Below are 18,725 nucleotides of genomic sequence, written 5' to 3'. Positions count from 1 at the left end.
CAGACTGCCCAAATCACGGCACAACTCGCGGAACCTGCGGCGGGGGGCGGGCGTGACCGGAACGCTTGAACTGACCATTGTGATGCCCTGCCTCGACGAGGCGGAGACGCTGGCCGCCTGCGTCGGCAAGGCGCGCGGCTTTCTCGCCCGCACCGGCATTGAAGGCGAGGTGCTGGTGGCCGACAATGGCTCCACCGACGGCTCGCAGGCCATCGCCGTGGCGCATGGCGCCCGCCTCATCGAGGTCGAGCAGCGCGGTTATGGCGCCGCCCTCGCGGCCGGCATCGCCGCGGCGCGGGGCCGCTTCGTCATCATGGGCGATGCCGACGACAGCTATGATTTCGCCGGTCTGGACGCCTTCGTGAAGGAGCTGCGCGACGGCGCCGACCTGGTGATGGGCGACCGGTTTGCCGGCGGCATCGCGCCGGGCGCCATGCCCTGGCACCACCGCTATATCGGCAATCCGGTGCTGAGCTTTCTGGGCCGGCTGTTCTTCCGCACCCCCATCCGCGACTTCCATTGCGGGCTGCGCGGCTTTTCGCGCGCCGCCATAGAGGGGCTGAACCTGCGCACCACCGGCATGGAATTCGCCTCCGAAATGGTGGTCAAGGCCAGTCTCGGCCAGCTCGACATCCGCCAGGTGCCCACGATGCTGCAGCGCGACGGCCGCTCGCGCGCGCCCCATCTGCGCTCCTTCCGCGACGGCTGGCGGCATCTGCGCTTCCTGTTGCTGTTCTCCCCGCGCTGGCTGTTCCTCTATCCGGGGCTGGTCCTGCTCGGGGGCGGGCTGGCGGTGGGCGCGGCGCTGGCCGCCGGGCCGGTGCGCATCGGGCCGGTGGTGTTCAGCACCCATACCTTCATCGTGGCCGCGCTCTGCGTCATCATGGGCGTGCAGTCCATCGCCTTCGCCATCATCGGGCGGCGCTTCGCCTCGCGCTACGGCTTCATTCCCCGTTCCGGCTCGCACGACCTGCTGCTCGAGGCGCTGACGCTGGAACGCGTGCTGCTGGCGGCGCTGGGGCTGATGGCGCTGGGGCTGGCGGCGCTGGGCTGGGGGTTGTGGGAATGGGCGCGGCGCGATTTCGGCGCGCTCACCTCCACCGCCACCCTGCGCGCCGTGGTCCTGGCCATGACCGCGCTGGTCACCGGCTTCCAGTTGATGATGAGCGGCTTCATGTCCTCCATGATCAATATCCCGATCCAGGAGCGCCGCGTCTCCGACCCGGCGCCGGACCGCCGGACCGGCGAGGCCTGACCCATGCTCGATCCCCTGCTGCTGCTCGCCCTGATGGGCGTGGGCCTGCTGGCCGGCTTCATCGACGCCATCGCCGGGGGCGGGGGCATGATCACGGTGCCGGCGCTGCTGGCGGCCGGATTGCCGCCGGTGGCGGCGCTGGGCACCAACAAGATGCAGAGCATCGTGGGGACCCTGATGGCCGCTATCACCTATTGGCGGCGCGGCTTCATCGATCTGCACCGCCTCGTGGCGGCGGCGGCGCTCACCTTTGCGGGAAGCCTGCTGGGTGCGCTGACGGTCAGCCGGCTCGACACCTCCCTGCTCGACGTCGCCGTGCCCGTGGCGCTCATCGCCATCGCGCTCTATTTCCTGTTCGCCCCCAGGCTGTCCGACGCCGACCGCGCGGCGCGTCTGCCCTTCGGCCCGCTCGTGCCCCTGATGGGCTTCGCTATCGGCTTTTACGACGGCATTTTCGGCCCCGGCACCGGCTCGTTCTTCACCATCGGCTTCGTGCTGCTGTTCGGGTTGGGGCTGACCCGCGCCACCGGCAGCACCAAGGCGCTCAACCTCGTGTCCAACCTCGCGGCGCTGGCGGTCTTCATCCCGCAGGGCCAGGTGGTGTGGCCGGTGGCGCTGGTCATGGCGCTGGGCCAGATCGTCGGCGGCTATGTGGGCGCCCGCACCGGCATCCGCTACGGCGCCCGCGTCATCCGCCCGCTGGTGGTGCTGGTCTCCATCGCCCTGGCGCTGAAACTGCTGCTTTTCCCGTAAGGGCAGGGCGGCGCGCCCGCGCTATAAGGCCTTCTGCAGAAACGTCCGGGTGCGCCCCCTGGGGAAATCGGGGAGCGCGCCGAAGGTGACATAGCCGGCACGCTGATAGACCTTCAGCGCGGTGGGGTTGAAGGTGTCGATATAGGCGCCGTGGCATTGGCGGCGACGGGCTTCGGCCTCGGCCTCGGCCAGCAATTTGCCGGCCCGGCCGCCGCCGCGCCGGCTCTCGGCCAGCCACAGCCACTGCACATAGAGCCAGCCCCAGGCGGTGTAGCCCGAAAGGCCGCCGACGATGGCGCCGGCCTCGTCGCGCAGCAGCACCGCCAGCGGCAGCCGGCCGGCCGGACCGACATCGGCCTCGTTGAAGCGCGCGAGATTGTCGCCGATGGCGGCGAGTTCCTCGGGCGTCGGACTGGCGGTGAGCGTGATGTGTTCCATTGGCAGATATCGAGCGACGGATGGCGGCGGGCGGTTCTATTGCAGCATCGGCCGGATGAAGTGGTTCTGCGCCACCTGCCGGATATCGGATTGCGGCAGGGCGGATTGACGGCGGATGAGCTCGACGCGGCTCAATTCGTCGTCAAAGCGGGTATCGGAGAAGCGCCGGTCGGGATCGGGCACCGCCGAGAGCAGCAGGCGGGTATAGGGATGCTGGGGATTGCCCAATACGCTTTCCATCTCGCCCCATTCGACGATCTGGCCGGCATACATGACCATGATGTCTTCGGCGACATAGCGGGCCGTGGCGATGTCGTGGGTGATGTAGAGCAGGGCGAGGCCGAGCTGCGCCTTCATGTCGTTGAGCAGGTTGAGAATGCCCAGGCGCACCGAAACGTCGAGCATGGAGGTGGGCTCGTCGGCGACGATGACCTCGGGATTGACCGCCAGGGCCCGGGCGATGGAAATGCGCTGGCGCTGGCCGCCCGAAAGCTCGTGCGGAAATTTCGGGGCGACCAGGGCGGGATCGAGCTTCACCCGGGCCAGCAATTCGTCAATTGCTGCCCTGCGCCGGGCGCCGCTCAGCGCGCGCTGATGCAGGCGCAGCGGCCGGTCGAGATGATAGTGGATGGTATGGGCCGGGTTGAGGGACGAGAACGGGTCCTGGAACACCATCTGCACCGAGGAGCGATAGCTCTTGAGGGCCGTGCGGTCGGCATTGCCGAGCGGGGCGCCCCGGAACAGCAATCGTCCCCGGTCGGGCACGTATTCGCGCATGATGAGGCGGGCGGCGGTGGTCTTGCCGGAGCCCGATTCCCCCACCAGGGCCAGGGTGCGGCCGGAATGGAGGGCGAAGGACACGTCGCGGGCGGCATAGACGGGATTGTCGGCGCTGCCGAAGATCTTCGAGACCTTGTCGAGGGCGAGGATCGGCGCCGAAGCGTTGCCCTGGGTCATGGCCGCTGCTCCTGGCCGATCCGGGCGCCGTGCAGCTTCGGCATCGAGGCCCAGAGGCGGCGGGTATAGTCGTGCCGGGGCGAGCGGTAGATGGTCCGGGCGTCGTCCACTTCGACCAGTTCGCCTTCGAGCATGATGCCGATGCGATCGCTGACCTGGACCATGAGGCTCAGGTCATGGGTGATGAACAGCACCGAAAAGCCCAATCGCCGGCGCAGCACGTCGATGCGCTGGAGAATCTCGCGCTGCACCACGACGTCGAGCGCGGTGGTGGGCTCGTCCATGATCAGCAGCCTGGGATCGAGCGCCAGGCAGATGGCGATGACGATGCGCTGGCGCATGCCGCCCGAGCATTGATGCGGGTAGGAAAAGAGCCGGTCGGGGGAAATATCGACCAGTTCGAGCAATTCGGCGGCCCGCTCGCGCGCGGCGGCGCGGGACATGCCGCGATGGGTGCGCAGCACGTCGTAGAACTGGGTCTCGATGGTGAGCACGGGATTGAGCGAATTCATGGCGCTCTGGAACACCATGGCGACCTCGCTCCAGCGGAAGCGGCGCAATTCGTCTTCGTCGAGCGCGAGCACGTCACGGCCGCCGACCAGGATCTGGCTGCCCTTGCGAATGAGCGCCGGCGGGCGATGCAGCCGGCTGACCGCGAAGGCGATGGTGCTCTTGCCGCAGCCCGATTCCCCGGCAAGGCCGAAAAGCTCGCCTTGTGCGATCTCGAAGCTGACGTTCCTGACGGCGTGGAAGTCTGTTTCGGCGCCGATATAGTCGATGTTGAGATTGCGGATGGACAGGACGGGATCGGTCACAGTTTGCCCTCCCCGAGGCGAACCATGCCGACCCAGCGGGCCAGCATGCCCCCGGTCCGGAGGCGCGGATTGGCGATCTCGTCGATGGCGAAATTGATGAGCGCCAGCCCCAGCCCGAGCAGCGCCAGGGCGAAGCAGGGCGCCAGCAGGTCCCACCAGGCCCCGACCGAGAGGGCGGAGGCATTCTGGGCATTGTAGAGCATGATGCCCCAGGAGACGGTATTGGGATCGCCCAGGCCAAGGAATTCCAGCGTCGCCTCGGCGATCACCGCGAAGATGACCGAGCCGATGAAGTTGATGCCGACGATGGAAACCAGATTGGGGAAAATCTCGAAGGCCATGATGCGCCAGCCCGGCTCGCCCAGCATTTCGGCGGATTTGACATAGTCGCGCTGGCGGATGGAGAGCGTCTCGGAGCGGGTGACACGCACGCCCCAGGCCCAGGAGGTGAAGCCCAGGATGATGGCGATGACCAGCGGGCTCGCCTGGCCGATAAAGGCGGCCAGGACCAGCAGCAGCGGCAGGTTGGGGATGACCAGCACCATATTGGTGAAGAAGTTGATGACCTCGTCGACGACGCCGCCCTTGTAGCCGGCGACGATCCCCAGAATGGTGCCGATGACGGTGATGAGCAGGCCGGCGCCGAACCCGACGGCCAGCGAGACGCGGGCGCCGTGGACGAGGCGGGAAAAGACGTCGTGGCCGAGCCGGGTAGTGCCCAGCCAGTGGTCCCATGAGGGCGGCTGGTGCGGGCGGCCGACGCGGCGGACCGGGCTATACTCGGTCAGCAGCGGCGCGAAGACGGCCACGAGCACGATGATGGTGAGGATGGCCAGGCCGATGACGGCCTTCTTGTTGTGCAGGAGCTGGCGGAGCAGTTTCATGGCTCAGGCCTTCTTGAGGCGCGGATCGAGCAGCACATAGCTCAAATCGACCACGAAATTGGAAACGAGCATGGCGGCGGTCATGATCAGCAACTGGCCCTGGATCACCGGATAGTCGCGGGCCAGGATGGCCTGGTAGAGCGTGTTGCCCAGGCCCGGATAGTTGAACACGACCTCGATGATGAGCGAACCGGACAGAATGGTGCCGATGGCGATGGCCAGGCTCGACACCGTGGGCAGGAGCGCGTTGCGGGCGGCGTACCAGAGCATGACACGGCCCTCGGACAGGCCCTTGGCGCGGCCCATGACGATATAGTCCTCGCCGAGCAGGTTGATCATGTTGTTGCGCATGGTGACGGCAAAGCCGCCGGTGAGCACGGTGATCAGGGTGAACATGGGCAAGGTGCCGTGATAGAGCACGGAGCGCGCATATTCCCAGGTCAGGCCGGGATCGAGCATCGGATCGGCGGCATAGCCATTGGGGAACCAGCCCAGGGTGTAGCCGAAGACGAAGAGCACGATCAGCGAAACCACCACGGCCGGCACCGAGCTGGAAAAGATCGCCAGCAGCGACACGACGGAGTCGAACAGCGTGCCGCGGCGCCAGGCCGCCATGACGCCCAGAAAGGTCCCGAGGGAAAAGGCGATCAGCGTGGCGATGCCGACAAGGCCCAGCGTCCAGACCAGGGCGCGGCCGAGCAGTTCGGTGACCGGCAGGGGGAAATATTTGATCGAGCGCCCGAGATCGCCGGTGAAGACGCTCTTGAGATAGGACAGATATTGCTCGTGCAGGGGCGCGTCGATGAAGCCGAAGGTGAGCTTGAGCGCATTGAGGTTTTCCAGCGACAGCTCCGAGCCGGCGCTGGCGAACATGATCTGGATGGGATCGCCCGGCATGAGGCGGGGCAGGAAGAAATTGATCGTCGCCGCGGCCAGGAAGGCCGCGAGATAGAACGCCAGGCGCCGCAACAGAAAGCCCATTGCATATGTTCCTTTCGATCGCGGTGCGCCCGATATCGGGGCTGCCCCCCCCACCCTTGATCCCTCCCCGCAAGGGGGAGGGGCGGGGTGATGGCCAGCCCCGATGCGGAGCCGAGATTTACTCCACCGGCTCGAGGTCCAGCAGTTGCAGGAGGCGGGCCGGGTTGGCGTTGGAGACGACGGGAGAATATTTCGGGTCGTCGGCATCGGCCCAGCCGGTGAAGCGGCTGGTATTGTATTCGTAGAAGGACGGGCTGTTATAGATCGGGATGACCGGCATGGCTTCGGCCACGATCAGTTGCAGCTTGTCCATCACGGCCTTCTGCTCGGCGGGATCCTTGATCTGGGTGTACTGGCCCAGCAGCTCCATCACCTCGGCATTTTCCCAATGCGGCGCGGTGAAACGGCTCTTGCCGAAATCCCCCGGATTGAACGAGCGGATATAGGGGAAGTAGGGATTGGCGGCGGAGGCCAGGGCGTTGAGCGTCATGGAATAGTCGCCGGCGATCAGGCCCGAGGTCCAGACCGCGGCTTCCGGTGTGCTCATCTTCACGTTGAGGCCGGCCTCGGTCATAGTCTCCATGGAGATCTGCACCGCGTCGATCCAGTCGGTCCAGCCATTGGGCACCATGATGTCGATGGCGATCGGCGTGCCATCGGGATTGTCGCGGAAGCCGTCGCCGTCAGCGTCGACATAGCCGGCGGCGTCAAGGGCGGCGATGCCGGCCTCGAGGTCGAACTTGCCGTATTGACCGAACTGGGCCTCCACTTCCGGATTGGAGAAGGATTTGTAGAGCTCGCCCAGCATGGAGGGGTCTTCGTTGACCAGCGGATAGCCGTAGCCGGCGATGTCCACGATGGTCTGGCGGTCGATGAGCATGGAGAGCGCGCGGCGGAAGTTCACATCGGTGAAGGCCTTGCGGTTGTTCTCGTCCGGGGTCACCTGGCTGAGCTGGAACGACACCAGGCTCGAGGGGGTGAACCAGTATTTGTGGTGCTCGGGGTCCTTGGCGACGAAGGTGTTGTCGATGTCGGGGATGAAGCTGGTCGCCCAGTCCAGCGTGCCGTCGGCCAGCGCGGCGAGCACCTGCGGATTGTCGGCGAGCTGGGGCATGCGCATGCAGTCGACGGCCAGATTGTCCGCGTCCCAGTAATGCGGGTTGCGGCACTGTTCGTAGACCTGCGGGGTGAAGCGGGTGATCTCGGTCATCGGGCCGGAGCCGACCGGGTTCTCATTGGCGAAGGTGACCGGGTCGGCGATGTCGGCCCAGACATGCTCGGGCACGATGGGCATGCCGACGATGGTGTTGGCGATCAGCGAATTGGCTTCCTCGAGGTTGAAGCGCACAGTGCGGTCATCGACCTTCTCGACCGAGGCGATCTGTTCCGATACGGAAATGAAGTCCAGCGCCGGGAACTGCTCGATGTAGTCATAGGTGAAGACCACGTCGTCTGCGGTCAGCGGTTCGCCGTCGGACCACATCAGGCCTTCGCGCAAGACGAAGGTGATCGACTTGAGGTCGTCGGCCAGTTCGTAGCTTTCGGCGAGGCGGAAATTGGCCTCGTTGCTCTTGAGGCGGTTGAACACCACCAGCGGCTCGTAGATGAAATCGAGCGTGGTGGCGCGGGCCGAGGTCTGGCCGAATGGATTGAAATTGCGCACATAGGTGGTGGTCTGTTCGGAGCTGACGGTCAGCACCGATTGCGCGGCCACGGGCGCGGCCATGGCGAGGGCCGCGGCCGAAATGGCCAGGATCAGCGAAGTTCTAAGCATTCCCTTGTTCTCCTTTGCGTAAGACCGGGCTTTCAGGCCAGGCCATTCTCCCTGAAGATCTGCTCTACTTCCGCGTGGAGCATCGCGACATCCACGCGCTTGCTGCCGAGCCGTGCCTGGGCCCGGGCAATTCTTTCAAGGCTCGCCGCGCCCAGGGGGCGGGCGGCCATCGCGGCTGCTTCGCTGGCGGCCAGATCGCCCTGGCTGTGCAGGGCGATATCGTATCCCGCATCGAGCGCGGCGGTAACCCGTTCGGCCCAACTGCCCGACAGGGCGTCCATGGTGAGGCAATCGGTGACGAGCACGCCGTCATAGCCGAGCCTCGAGCGGATGAGCTCGCACACGCGCGGCGAGATGGAGGCCGGCAGGTCGGGATCGACCTGGGTGAACACGAGATGGGCGACCATCGCCCAGGGCGTGTCGCGGAGGCGGATGAAGGGCAGGAAGTCGGTGCCCGTCATCTCCTCGACCGAGGCGCGAACCACCGGCAGGTCATGGTGCGGGTCGACATCGACCCGGCCATAGCCCGGGATATGCTTCATGATCGGCATGGAGCCGACCTCGAGCAGGGCGTCGACGACCACCCGGCCCAGCGCGGCCACCAGTTCCGGATCGGAGCCGAAGGAGCGCGAGGAAATGATGTCGTGCGTGCCGGAACGCGCCAGGTCGACCACCGGGGTCGTGCCGCTGCCCAGCCCCAGATCGGTGAGCATGTAGCCCATGGCCAGCGAGGATTGGCGCAGGGCGTGCCGGGCCAGTTCCATGTCCTTCCGGGCCAGGGCGCCGAAATGGCCGATGGGGCGATAGAGCGGCCAGTTGCCGTTATCGAGCCGCTGCACCCGGCCGCCTTCCTGATCGATATAGACCGGGGCGTCCTCGCGCCCGACCGCCTCGCGGAACTGGGCGCAGAGGCGCCTGATCTGCTCGGGATTGTCGAGATTGCGCTTGAACAGGAACAGGCCGAACGGATTGGTCTCGCGGAAAAAGGCGATCTCGTCGGGCGACAGCTCCAGCCCCGGCATACCCACGAAAAGAGCGAGCGGCGTGGTGGACGGCACGATCAATCTCCGGCAGCGGGTCTGGGTTTGAGGCGCAGCAGGCCCTGGTAGATATCTTCGTTGTCGGACGGGATGGGCATGGCGCCCACGGCGTTGACGTAGAAATCCACGGGCCCGGCCGAGCCGATGATGGCATAGGCATGGCCCTGGGCCTTCATGGCGGCGAGGGTGTGGTAGAACAGGGCCAGGCCGATGCCCTTGCCGCGCTGGTTTTCGGACACCCCGGTGGGGCCGAAAAAGCCGCGCGCGGTGGCATCGTGGCAGGCGAAGCCGACCAGTTCGCCATCGATGACGGCGACGAGGCAGCCGGGCGGCTGATGGGCCATGGCGGCACTGACCTCGCTGACCCAGTATTCGCTGAAATTGGCGCGGACCCAGTCCTTGATGATGTGCTGCTCGGGCGGCAGGGCCGTCCTGATGGTCGCCTCGACGCCTTCGACCCGCTGGCGCAATTGCTCGAGGCGGCGGCTATAGAGGTTGACCAGCAGATCCATTTTTCAACTCACCGCACGAGGCTGATGCGCGGCGGCGGCCCGGCGCAGGAAGCCGTCGGCATCCGCCAGTGCGGCTTCGGCGGCGGGTGCCTCCATGCCGGTCAGGGCCATGAGGATGGCGAGCTTCACATTGTTGCCGGCCTTGACCAGGATCGCCTCGGCCTCGTCGGCGCTGCAGCCGGCCACCTCGACCAGGATGCGGGTGGCGCGGGCCGCCAGCTTGGCATTGCTGACCGACAGGTCGACCATGAGGTTTTCATAGCTCTTGCCGATACGGATCATGCTGGCCGTGGTCAGCATGTTGAGCACCAGTTTTTGCGCGGTGCCGGATTTGAGGCGGGTGGAGCCGGTCAGGGCCTCGGGGCCGACCACCGGGGAAATGGCGATGTCGGCGATGTCGGCGATGGCCGAGACGGGATTGCACGAGAGGGCCACGGTGGTGGCGCCGATCTCGTTGGCATAGTCGAGACCGCCGATGACATAGGGGGTGCGGCCGCTGACGGCGATGCCCACCACCACGTCGCGCGGGGCGAGGTCGATGCGCTCGAGATCGCGGCGGCCTTCGCCGCGGTCATCCTCGGCCCCTTCGATGGGATAGCGCAGGGCGCGGTCGCCGCCGGCGATCAGGCCCACCACCATCCCCTCGGGCACGCCGAAAGTGGGTGGGCATTCGGAGGCGTCGAGCACACCGAGGCGTCCGCTGGTGCCGGCGCCGATATAGACCAGGCGCCCGCCGGCCTTGAAGGCGTCGACGATGCGGTTCACGGCTTCGGCGATATGCGGCAGCACTGCCTCGACCGCACCGGCAACCAGCGCGTCCTCGGCGTTCATGGCCGCCAGAATCTGCTCGGTCGACATGAGGTCGATCTGCATCGTGTTGGGATTGCGGGTCTCGGAGACCAGATGCTCCAATTCCGCGATCAGTGTGCTTTTTGCCATCATGCCATCACTCGGGAAACCGAAGGGGATGCTATGAATGAATATTCCATGTGTCAACGAAACTTGGAATATTGTATTCCGGATTGATCGGAGATGTGTGTAAAGTGGGGCGGGGGTGGTATGCGTTCCGATCCTCGGCTTTGGCAGTCGCGCCGTGCCGCGATGGCCGGGGGGCCTTGGCTCGATCCGGGCCAAGTCCTTGAAAGAATTCCGGAATCCGCCACCAACGAAACAGGAGCCAGCATGTCCGTTCTCAAACTTCTCGAGGCGCAAAAGGCGTCGATGACGGTGGCGGACCGGCAGATCGCCCAGTTCATCCTCGACGATCCCGACCGCATGCTGGAGCTGTCATCGGGCGCGCTGGCCGAGGCGACGGGACGCAGCCAGTCCAGCGTCGTCAAATTCAGCCAGAAGCTGGGCTATGCCGGCTACCAGCAGCTCAAATTGGCGGTGACCAAGGCGAAGGCGCTGGAATGGCACGCGCCGGGCGGGGTCATCCACGGCTCCATCGATGCCAGCGACAGCTATCTCACCATCGTGCAGAAGCTGATCGGCAGCAAGCTGCTGTCCATGCGCGAAACCTCATCGGCCAATAACGAGGCGGCGGTGGAAGCCGCGCTCGACACGCTGGTGGGCGCGCGCAAGCTGCAATTGGCGGGCGTGGGCGCCTCGTCGCTGGTGGCCAAGGATTTTTCCTACAAGCTGCTGAAGCTGGGGCGCGTCGTGCTGCTCAATAGCGACAGCCATATCCAGATCTCCAATGCCTCGGCGCTGGACGAGAACGACGCCCTGATGGCGCTGTCCCATTCGGGGCGGAGCGTCGAGACATTGCGCATCGCCGAACTGGCGAAGCGGCGGGGCGCGACGGTGATCTCGGCCACCGGCATGCAGACCAACCCGCTGGCCGAACTGGCCGATATCAGGCTGTTCACCGTGGCCGACGAGGACCGGGTGCGCTCCTCCGCCATCACGGCGCGCGACGCGCAGCTTATGCTGATGGACATGCTGTTCATCCTGCTGCTGCGGCATCAGTCCGACGCCTATGACTTCATCCACAACAGCGAGGCCGCGGTCACCGTGCTGAAGGCCTGAGGGCCCGGGTGCCCGGGCGGCGGGACCGGCAGGACCGGGTTGTCCACATAATGGATTTTGTAATATTCTATTCTTGACACTTTCGTCATTTGGAATTCAATATTCCACCATCCGGGGCACAAGGGGGGCTCCGTAGGTTGGAGCGTCTGCCGGAGGCGGGCGACCTGAGGAGGTAACTTGGCCCAGCTCTCACTCCGCGGCATCAAGAAGCGCTTCCGGGAAACCGATGTGCTGCACGGAATCGATCTCGAAATCGGGGACCGGGAATTCGTGGTGTTCGTCGGGCCCTCGGGCTGCGGCAAGTCCACGCTGCTGCGGCTGATCGCCGGGCTGGACCCGATCACCGAAGGCGAATTCCTGCTCAACGGCCAGCGCATGAACAGCGTGCCCCCGTCGCGGCGCGGCATTGCCATGGTGTTCCAGTCCTATGCGCTTTACCCGCATATGGACGTTTATGAGAACATGGCCTTTGGCGCGCGGCTGATGGGGCTCGACAAGGACCAGGTCGAGGCGCAGATCGCCGAGGCGGCGCGCATGCTGCGGCTCGAGCCGCTGCTCAGGCGCAAGCCGCGCGAGCTCAGCGGCGGGCAAAGGCAGCGCGTGGCCATCGGGCGGGCGCTGGTGCGCAAGCCGGAAGTGTTCCTGCTCGACGAGCCGCTGTCCAATCTCGACGCGGCCCTGCGCTCGGATGTGCGGCTGGAGATCGCGAAGCTGCATCGCGATATCGGCGGCACGATGATCTATGTGACCCATGACCAGGTCGAGGCGATGACGCTGGCCGACAAGATCGTGGTGATGAATGCCGGGCGGATCGAGCAGGTGGGCAGCCCGCGCGAACTCTACGAGACCCCGGCCAATACCTTCGTCGCCACCTTCATCGGCTCGCCGCGCATGACGCTGATCGATGTCGAGCGGCAGGGCGGGAGCCTGGTCATGCCCGGGGGCGGCGCGGTGGCGCTGGACGGCCTGCCCGAGGCCGCGAGGCTGAAGCTGGGCGTGCGCTCGGACGCGGTCCGTCTCGCGCGCGGCGCGGATGGCCAGGGCTTTGCCGGACAGGTGGTCTATACCGAATATCTGGGCGACAACGCCTATGTCTATGTGCGCCTCGCCGATGGCGCGCTGCTGGCGGCGCGCACCGCGCCCAACGATCTTTATGCGCCCGACGTGCAGGTGACCGTCACGGTCGATCCGGCCGGGGCGCATTTCTTTTCCGCCGAGGATGGCCGGCGGTTGGCCCCATAGGGCCGAAAATTGCCACACGACGTTTCAAGGGAAGGAAGAACCATGAAAAAGACTATGATCCGCAGCGGCGCCATTCTGGGTGCAGTGCTCGTCGCGGCGCCGGCCCTGGCCCAGGACATCACGTTCTGGAGCTGGCGCCAGGAAGACCGTGCCGCCTATGAGCAGTTCATCGAGGCGTTCGAGGCGGCCAATCCGGGCATCAACGTCAAGTTCGAGGCGTTCGAGGCGGCCAATTACAATACCATCCTGTCGACGGCCCTGGCCGGCGGCACCGGCCCGGACGTGATGATGGTGCGCGCCTATGGCGGGCTGGAAAATGTGGCGGCGGCGGGCTATCTCGAGCCGATCTCGCCCGAAAACGTGCCGGCGCTGGCCGATTTCGCCGCCCCGGCCCTGGCGGCCGAAAGCGTTCGCGCCGACGGCAAGGTCTATGCCGTGCCCTTCGCCAGCCAGACGCAGCTCGTCATCTACAACAAGGAGATCTTCGACGCCAACGGGCTCGAGGAGCCGCAGAGCTGGGACGAATTGGTGGCGGTGAGCCAGGCGCTCAGGGATGCCGGCATCATCCCCTTCGCCAACGGCACCGCGACCGCCTGGCAGAACGAGACCGTTACCTTCGGCCTCGGCTCCTCGCTGATGGGCGAGGATTTCTACGATGCGCTGATGGAAGGCTCGACCGACTTCACCGATGAGCGCTTCACCGGAGCACTGGGCGAGATCGCCGCCGTGGCGGCGGATTATTTCCCCGACGGCTTCATCGGCCTCGACTATCCCTCGGCGCAGCAATTGTTCGCCTCGGGCATGGCCGGCATGTTCATCGGCGGCTCCTATGAGATGGCGACGTTCCAGGGCCTCAATCCCGACATCGAAATGGGCGTCTTCGCCGCGCCGGGCAAAACGGCGGACGATCCCAAGCTCGTGGGGCTCTATTTCGACGGCGGCTATGCGGCCAACGCCGCCGGCGCCAACAAGGACGCGGCGATCCAGTTCCTCAACTATCTGGCCAGCCCCGAATTCGGCCAGGCCTTCGCCAATACGCTGAGCAATATCTCGACGGTGCCGGGCGTCAGCTTCGACAACCCGCTTCTGGCCGAGGTCAACGAGCTCAACCAGTCCTCCATCCCCTATCTGATGCTGGCGCATTTCCGCTATGGCGAGCCGTCCGGCTCGGTGCTGATCCAGGGCGAGATGCAGAAGCTGTTCGCCGGGGAAACCACGCCGGAAGCTATCGGCGAGGCACTGACCACCGGCCTGGCCGCCTGGTACGAGCCGTTCCAGAAGTAAGCTGAGCCCGCGAGGGCGGGTTGCCCCGCCCTCGTCCATACGCGCCATGCCCTCACGATCGTCACCACCCGGCTTGTCCGGGTGGTCCATGGGCCCTGCACGATGGATTGCCCGGACAAGCCGGGCAATGACGACGGCGGGGCAGGATGTGTGAGCAGCGCGAGGCTGCCGGGCTCCACGCCGTTCAACAGCAACAGAGGTCCAAATGCCCCAACTTCGGATGACAGGCCGCGGCCTCTGGATTACCGCGTTGATCGTGCCGCCGCTGGCTTTCGTGGCGCTGTTCATCGTCTATCCGATCTTTTCCGCCTTCGCCTACGCCTTCTTCGACTGGCAGGGATTGCGGCGGGGCGGTTTCGTGGGGCTGGAGAATTTCCACACGGTGCTGTTCGTCGAGCCCTATCGGAGCTGGACGCTCAACGCCTTCAAGAACAACGTGATCGTCTTCTTCGCGCTGATGGTGCTGCAGAACGGGCTCGGCTTCATCCTGGCCTATGCGCTCTGGCGCGAATTGCCCGGCGCCCGGTTCCACCGCATCGCGGTGTTCCTGCCGGTGGTGCTCTCCACCATCATCGTCGCCTATCTGTTCAAGCTGTTCTACCACCCCCTGTTCGGGGTGGTGAACCTCTCGCTCAAGGGGCTGGGCCTGGGCTGGCTGGCGCAACCCTGGCTGGGACAGGGCAATACAGCGCTCTGGAGCATCATCGTCGCGCAGGCCTGGCACATGGTGGGGTTCCCGACCCTGGTGTTCCTGGCCGGAATGCAGCGCATCCCGGGAGAAATCCTCGACGCGGTGCGCATGGAAACCGAAAGCGAGTGGGTGAAGATCACCAAGATCGTCTGGCCGCTGGTGGCGCCGAGCGCGACCATCGTGTTCACGCTGCTCTTCGTGGGCGCCTTCAACTGGTTCGAGCTGCCCTATATCATGGGCGGACTCGACGGCTCGCCCTTCGGCTCCACTGACGTCCTGGGCCTTTACTTCTATCGCACCGCCTTCGGCAACGTATCCTCCGGCCAGCAGGATTTCGGGCTCGGCAGCGCGCTGGCGGTCCTGATCTTCCTGTTCATCGCGCTGATCGCCGGCGTCATCACCACCCGATTGCGGGCCCGGGAGATCCAGATATGAGCGTCACCGCCAGCACGAGCTATTACGATCGCCGGGGCCTGTTGGGGACGCTGGGCCGCGACGGGCTGTTGCAGATCATCCTTATCGCCAACACCGTCATCATGCTGGCGCCGATCGTCATCATGGTGTTTTCCGCCTTCAAGACCACGCCGCAGATCTTCCAGTCGCCCTTTTCCATTCCCGATTTCACACATCTGGGGAATTTCCTCAAGATCTGGACGCAGACCAATTTCCTGCGCTATCTGCTCAACTCGTTCCTGGTGACCGGCGTTTCCATGGCGCTGATCCTGACGCTGGGCACGATGGCGGCCTATGCCATCGGACGCTACCAGTTCAAGGGCTCGACCTTCATCCTGATGTTCTTCATCGCCGGGCTGACGCTGCCGCTCAAGCTCGCCATCATCCCGCTATTCATGCTGATGCGGGATCTTTCGATCCTCAACAACCAGCTCTCGCTGATCTTCGTCTATACGGCCATGGGCCTGCCGACGACGGTGTTCATCATGACCGGCTTCATTCGCACCCTGCCCAATGAGCTGGAGGACGCAGCGCGCATGGACGGGGCGAGCGAGGCGCGGATCATGTGGTCGATCATGCTGCCGCTGGTGCGGCCGGCCATGGTGATCGCCGGCATCCAGAACGTGGTGCCGATCTGGAACGACTTCTTCTTCCCGCTGGTGTTCATTCAGAACGACGACCTGAAGACGCTGCCGCAGGGGCTGACGACCTTCATGGGCGAATATACCACGGATTGGGGCGTCTTGTTCTCGGGGCTGACGCTGTCGGCCGCGCCGATCATCCTCATCTATATCGTGCTCTCCAAGCAGTTCATCGCCGGCATGACCTCGGGTGCGGTCAAATGAGGCTGGAGCGCGGTCTCATCGTCTCGTGCCAGGCGCGGGCGGACAATCCCCTGCACGGGCCCCGCTTCATGGGCGCCATGGCGCTGGCGGCGCGCGACGGCGGCGCGGTCGGCATCCGGGCCAACGGCCCTGAAGATATCGCGGCGGTGCGCGCGGCCGGCCTGCCGGTCATCGGCATCCACAAGGTGTTCTCGGACGACTATCCCGTCTACATCACCCCCGATTTCGCCGCGGCCCAGGCCATCGTCGCGGCCGGGGCAGAGGTCGTGGCGCTCGATTGCACCCCGCGGCCGCGCGACGGCGAAAGCCCGGCGGTGCTGGTGCGGCGCATCCGCGAGGAATTGGGCGCCGAGGTCTTTGCCGATATCTCGACCCTGGACGAGGGGCTTGCCGCGGCCGATTGGGGCGCCACCTACGTGGCGACGACGCTTTCGGGCTATACCGAGGCGACCCGGCCCAAGCCGGCGGGTCCCGATCTGGCGCTGCTCGAAGGCCTGGCCAGGAGATTGTCGGTGCCGGTGATCGCCGAGGGGCGCTTCAACACCCCGGCCCTGGTGCGACGGGGTTTCGAGGCCGGGGCCCATGCGGTAGTGGTGGGCACCATGATCACCAATCCGCGGGAGATTACCCGCATGTTCATTGCCGAGGGCGTTCCGCGTTGAGCCCCGGCCTGCATCTGGGCCTCGACATCGGGGGCACGGCCAGCCGCTACGTGCTGTGCGACGGGCAGGGGCGGGAAGTCGCGCGGGGCAGGGCTGCGGGCGCCACCGGCCATGTGTTCAATCCGGCGGAAAAAGACAAGCTGCGTGCCGCGTTCGAGGCGATCGCGGCCGAGATCGCGCCGCGCGACATTGCCATTGCCAGCGTCACCCTGGGCTTGACCGGATACGGTCCGGCGGTATCCGGCGTGGTCACGGCGCTGGTCGGCGAGGCATTCGGCGTCGCCTCCGGCAGCGTCATCGCCGTTGACGACATCATTCTCGCCTATATGGCCAATTTTGCGCCGGGCGAGGGACATCTCATCTCGGCCGGCACCGGTTCGATCGGCGTTCATATCGGCGCGGACGGCGCGTTCACGCGGGTCGGCGGCCGGGGCATCCTGATCGACGATGGCGGTTCGGGAAGCTGGATCGCGCTGACCGCGCTCGACCGCATCTACCGCGTGCTGGACCAGGACGGCGATTTCGGGCCGGTGAGCATTCTTGCCGAAAATCTGCTGCAACAGGTCGGCGGCCGTGACTGGAGCGACGTGCGCCAATTCGTCTATGCGGGCGATCGCGGGCGGATCGGAACGCTGGCCGTGGCGGTCGCCAGGGCGGCGGTGGCGGGCGACGCGGCAGCGCAAGCCATCCTGCGGCAGGCCGGCGTGGAACTCGCGCGCCTGGCGCAGGCGCTGGTCAGGCGGGTCGGGCCGCGTCCGATCGGCTTTATCGGCGGGGTGCTGGCGCTGCACCCGGCGATCGCGGCGGAAATCCGCGACACGCTCGGCGGGCGCGAGGTCCGCTTGCTCAATGCCGATGCCAGCCTCACCGCGGCGCGGTTGCAGGCGGGCGGCAATGACGCCTGGCTGGCGACCCTGGCAGCGCAGCGCTCCGGCTAGAGGCTTTCATGTTTTGACGGAATCGGCGACCAGCGCTCCCTCCCCCTTGAGGGGAGGGTTGGGGAGGGGGTGGGTTTGGCGGAGCACCGAAGGACCCCCACCCCCGACCCCTCCCCTCAAGGGGGAGGGGAGCAAGAAAGCGCTGATCCACTTGACAGTGAAAGGCTCTAGGGTCGGGGGCGGGCCTCGCCCGGCTATGGGCCTTCGGCGATTGGCGGATTGCGGGACAGCCATGCATCGACTTCGGCCCGGGTCGGGGTGCCGAGCCGGCCGCCGAAACTTGTGCATTTGAGCGCCGCGGCGGTATTGGCGAAGGCAATGGCGTCGGCAATGGCGCGGCCCTCGGCAATGGCAAGGGTGAAGGCACCGTGGAAGACGTCGCCGGCGGCCAGCGTGTCCACGGCCCTGACCGGCGGCGGCAGGGCCTGGCGCGCGATGCCGTTCTCCATCCAGAAGCAGCCTTCAACGCCCCCGGTAATGGCGACGAAACCGGCAAAGCGTGCAGCAAGGACGGGCAGGGCGGCGGCGATGTCGGCGGCGCCGGACACCGCGAGCGCGGCCGGCTCGGAAAAGACCGCATGGGTGGCGAGGGCGGCCAGGCTTTCGATGATTTCGACCGGGCCGGTATCGGCATCCAACACGGCGATACGGCCGGCGGCGCGGGCCAGTTCGAGCACCCTGGCGGCGCCTTCGGGCCAGCGGACATCGACCTGGACGGCGTCGGCAGCGGCGATCAGGCTTGCTGGAATCCAGGCGGGGTCGCTGCCCAGGCCCGGATCGTAATAGGGCAGGATGAGCCGCTCGCCATCGTCGTCGACGATCACGGCGCTGAGCGGGGTGGGGACGCCTTCAAAACGCCGGACGTGGCGGCAATCGACGCCCTCCGCCGCGATCTGGGCAATGAAGTGATCGCCCATCATGTCGGCGCCGATACGGGTGACCAGGCTTGCCCGGCCGCCCAGGCGCGTCGCTGCCACGGCGGCGCTGGTGGCCATGCCATGGGCGGCCTGGACCAGCGCCCGGGGGAGGATCTTGCCGGGCCCTCGGGGCAGGGCATCGACCGAGAAGATCATGTCCATCGTCGCGGCGCCGGCAAAGACGATGTGGGGAGGATTGGGCATGGGCTGAACCGGTGCGGGAAAAGCATGGGCGGATCGGCCCGGGGCCGAA

The 18,725-nt window shown here is 66.1% G+C and carries 19 protein-coding genes; 9 read left to right on the top strand and 10 right to left on the bottom strand.

The window, feature by feature from the left end:
• Positions 1-52: 52 nt before the first annotated feature.
• Together ACFOOL_RS12190 and ACFOOL_RS12185 are read left to right on the top strand one after the other, a co-directional pair.
• A complete protein-coding gene (locus tag ACFOOL_RS12190; RefSeq protein WP_380097369.1) occupies positions 53-1,255 on the top strand; it encodes a glycosyltransferase family 2 protein in 1,203 nt (400 codons plus the stop codon).
• Between the two features lie 3 nt (positions 1,256-1,258).
• Positions 1,259-2,008: a TSUP family transporter gene (locus ACFOOL_RS12185; protein ID WP_380097367.1), complete on the top strand. Its 750-nt coding sequence runs from the start codon at positions 1,259-1,261 to the stop codon at positions 2,006-2,008.
• Positions 2,009-2,029: 21 nt separating this feature from the next.
• Here the strand turns inward: ACFOOL_RS12185 and ACFOOL_RS12180 are convergent, their stop codons facing one another.
• The 9 genes from ACFOOL_RS12180 to murQ form a co-directional block, all read right to left on the bottom strand.
• Positions 2,030-2,446 (bottom strand): GNAT family N-acetyltransferase, encoded by a 417-nt coding sequence (locus tag ACFOOL_RS12180; protein ID WP_380097365.1) that lies wholly within the window; start codon positions 2,444-2,446, stop codon positions 2,030-2,032.
• A gap of 36 nt (positions 2,447-2,482) precedes the next feature.
• Positions 2,483-3,403, bottom strand: a complete 921-nt coding sequence (locus ACFOOL_RS12175; protein WP_380097364.1) for an ABC transporter ATP-binding protein — start codon at positions 3,401-3,403, stop codon at positions 2,483-2,485.
• Positions 3,400-4,218 carry an ABC transporter ATP-binding protein gene (locus ACFOOL_RS12170; RefSeq protein ID WP_380097362.1) on the bottom strand — a complete coding sequence of 273 codons (819 nt, stop codon included), beginning with the start codon at positions 4,216-4,218 and terminating at the stop codon, positions 3,400-3,402. The genes ACFOOL_RS12175 and ACFOOL_RS12170 overlap by 4 nt, the downstream gene beginning before the upstream one ends.
• On the bottom strand, positions 4,215-5,102 hold the full coding sequence (locus ACFOOL_RS12165) for an ABC transporter permease (RefSeq protein WP_380097361.1): 888 nt from the start codon (positions 5,100-5,102) through the stop codon (positions 4,215-4,217). Before ACFOOL_RS12165 ends, ACFOOL_RS12170 begins: the two co-directional genes overlap by 4 nt.
• 3 nt (positions 5,103-5,105) lie before the next feature.
• A complete protein-coding gene (locus ACFOOL_RS12160) occupies positions 5,106-6,083 on the bottom strand; it encodes an ABC transporter permease (RefSeq protein WP_380097360.1) in 978 nt (325 codons plus the stop codon).
• 118 nt (positions 6,084-6,201) lie between these two features.
• On the bottom strand, positions 6,202-7,857 hold the full coding sequence (locus ACFOOL_RS12155; protein ID WP_380097359.1) for an ABC transporter substrate-binding protein: 1,656 nt from the start codon (positions 7,855-7,857) through the stop codon (positions 6,202-6,204).
• A 32-nt stretch (positions 7,858-7,889) separates the two neighbouring features.
• On the bottom strand, positions 7,890-8,879 hold the full coding sequence (locus ACFOOL_RS12150) for a glycoside hydrolase family 3 N-terminal domain-containing protein (RefSeq protein ID WP_380097491.1): 990 nt from the start codon (positions 8,877-8,879) through the stop codon (positions 7,890-7,892).
• 38 nt (positions 8,880-8,917) lie between these two features.
• On the bottom strand, positions 8,918-9,409 hold the full coding sequence (locus tag ACFOOL_RS12145) for a GNAT family N-acetyltransferase (RefSeq protein WP_380097358.1): 492 nt from the start codon (positions 9,407-9,409) through the stop codon (positions 8,918-8,920).
• A gap of 3 nt (positions 9,410-9,412) precedes the next feature.
• The gene (gene murQ, locus ACFOOL_RS12140; RefSeq protein WP_380097357.1) at positions 9,413-10,348 is read right to left on the bottom strand and encodes an N-acetylmuramic acid 6-phosphate etherase; all 936 of its coding nucleotides are present in this window, start codon (positions 10,346-10,348) and stop codon (positions 9,413-9,415) included.
• Positions 10,349-10,591: 243 nt separating this feature from the next.
• Between murQ and ACFOOL_RS12135 the strand changes: the two genes are divergently transcribed.
• The 7 genes from ACFOOL_RS12135 (at position 10,592) to ACFOOL_RS12105 (ending at position 17,555) form a co-directional block, all read left to right on the top strand.
• Positions 10,592-11,440, top strand: a complete 849-nt coding sequence (locus tag ACFOOL_RS12135) for a MurR/RpiR family transcriptional regulator (protein WP_380097356.1) — start codon at positions 10,592-10,594, stop codon at positions 11,438-11,440.
• Between the two features lie 177 nt (positions 11,441-11,617).
• Positions 11,618-12,682 (top strand): ABC transporter ATP-binding protein, encoded by a 1,065-nt coding sequence (locus tag ACFOOL_RS12130; RefSeq protein WP_380097355.1) that lies wholly within the window; start codon positions 11,618-11,620, stop codon positions 12,680-12,682.
• A 42-nt stretch (positions 12,683-12,724) separates the two neighbouring features.
• Complete coding sequence (locus ACFOOL_RS12125) at positions 12,725-13,966, top strand: extracellular solute-binding protein (RefSeq protein WP_380097354.1); 1,242 nt, start codon at positions 12,725-12,727, stop codon at positions 13,964-13,966.
• 205 nt (positions 13,967-14,171) lie between these two features.
• On the top strand, positions 14,172-15,092 hold the full coding sequence (locus tag ACFOOL_RS12120) for a carbohydrate ABC transporter permease (protein ID WP_380097352.1): 921 nt from the start codon (positions 14,172-14,174) through the stop codon (positions 15,090-15,092).
• Positions 15,089-15,955 carry a carbohydrate ABC transporter permease gene (locus ACFOOL_RS12115; RefSeq protein WP_380097351.1) on the top strand — a complete coding sequence of 289 codons (867 nt, stop codon included), beginning with the start codon at positions 15,089-15,091 and terminating at the stop codon, positions 15,953-15,955. Before ACFOOL_RS12120 ends, ACFOOL_RS12115 begins: the two co-directional genes overlap by 4 nt.
• Positions 15,952-16,617, top strand: coding sequence for an N-acetylmannosamine-6-phosphate 2-epimerase (locus tag ACFOOL_RS12110; RefSeq protein ID WP_380097350.1), 666 nt, complete (start codon positions 15,952-15,954; stop codon positions 16,615-16,617). The genes ACFOOL_RS12115 and ACFOOL_RS12110 overlap by 4 nt, the downstream gene beginning before the upstream one ends.
• A complete protein-coding gene (locus ACFOOL_RS12105; RefSeq protein ID WP_380097348.1) occupies positions 16,614-17,555 on the top strand; it encodes an N-acetylglucosamine kinase in 942 nt (313 codons plus the stop codon). Before ACFOOL_RS12110 ends, ACFOOL_RS12105 begins: the two co-directional genes overlap by 4 nt.
• Positions 17,556-17,749: 194 nt before the next feature.
• Here ACFOOL_RS12105 and ACFOOL_RS12100 read toward each other — a convergent pair whose 3' ends face one another.
• Positions 17,750-18,676 carry a PfkB family carbohydrate kinase gene (locus ACFOOL_RS12100; protein WP_380097347.1) on the bottom strand — a complete coding sequence of 309 codons (927 nt, stop codon included), beginning with the start codon at positions 18,674-18,676 and terminating at the stop codon, positions 17,750-17,752.
• Positions 18,677-18,725: the final 49 nt, after the last annotated feature.

It is taken from the genome of Devosia honganensis, assembly GCF_042648785.1.
Classification (GTDB): Bacteria; Pseudomonadota; Alphaproteobacteria; order Rhizobiales; family Devosiaceae; genus Devosia; species Devosia honganensis.
The sequence above is the reverse complement of the archived record's forward strand: the minus strand, read 5'-3'. Positions and strand labels throughout refer to the sequence as shown.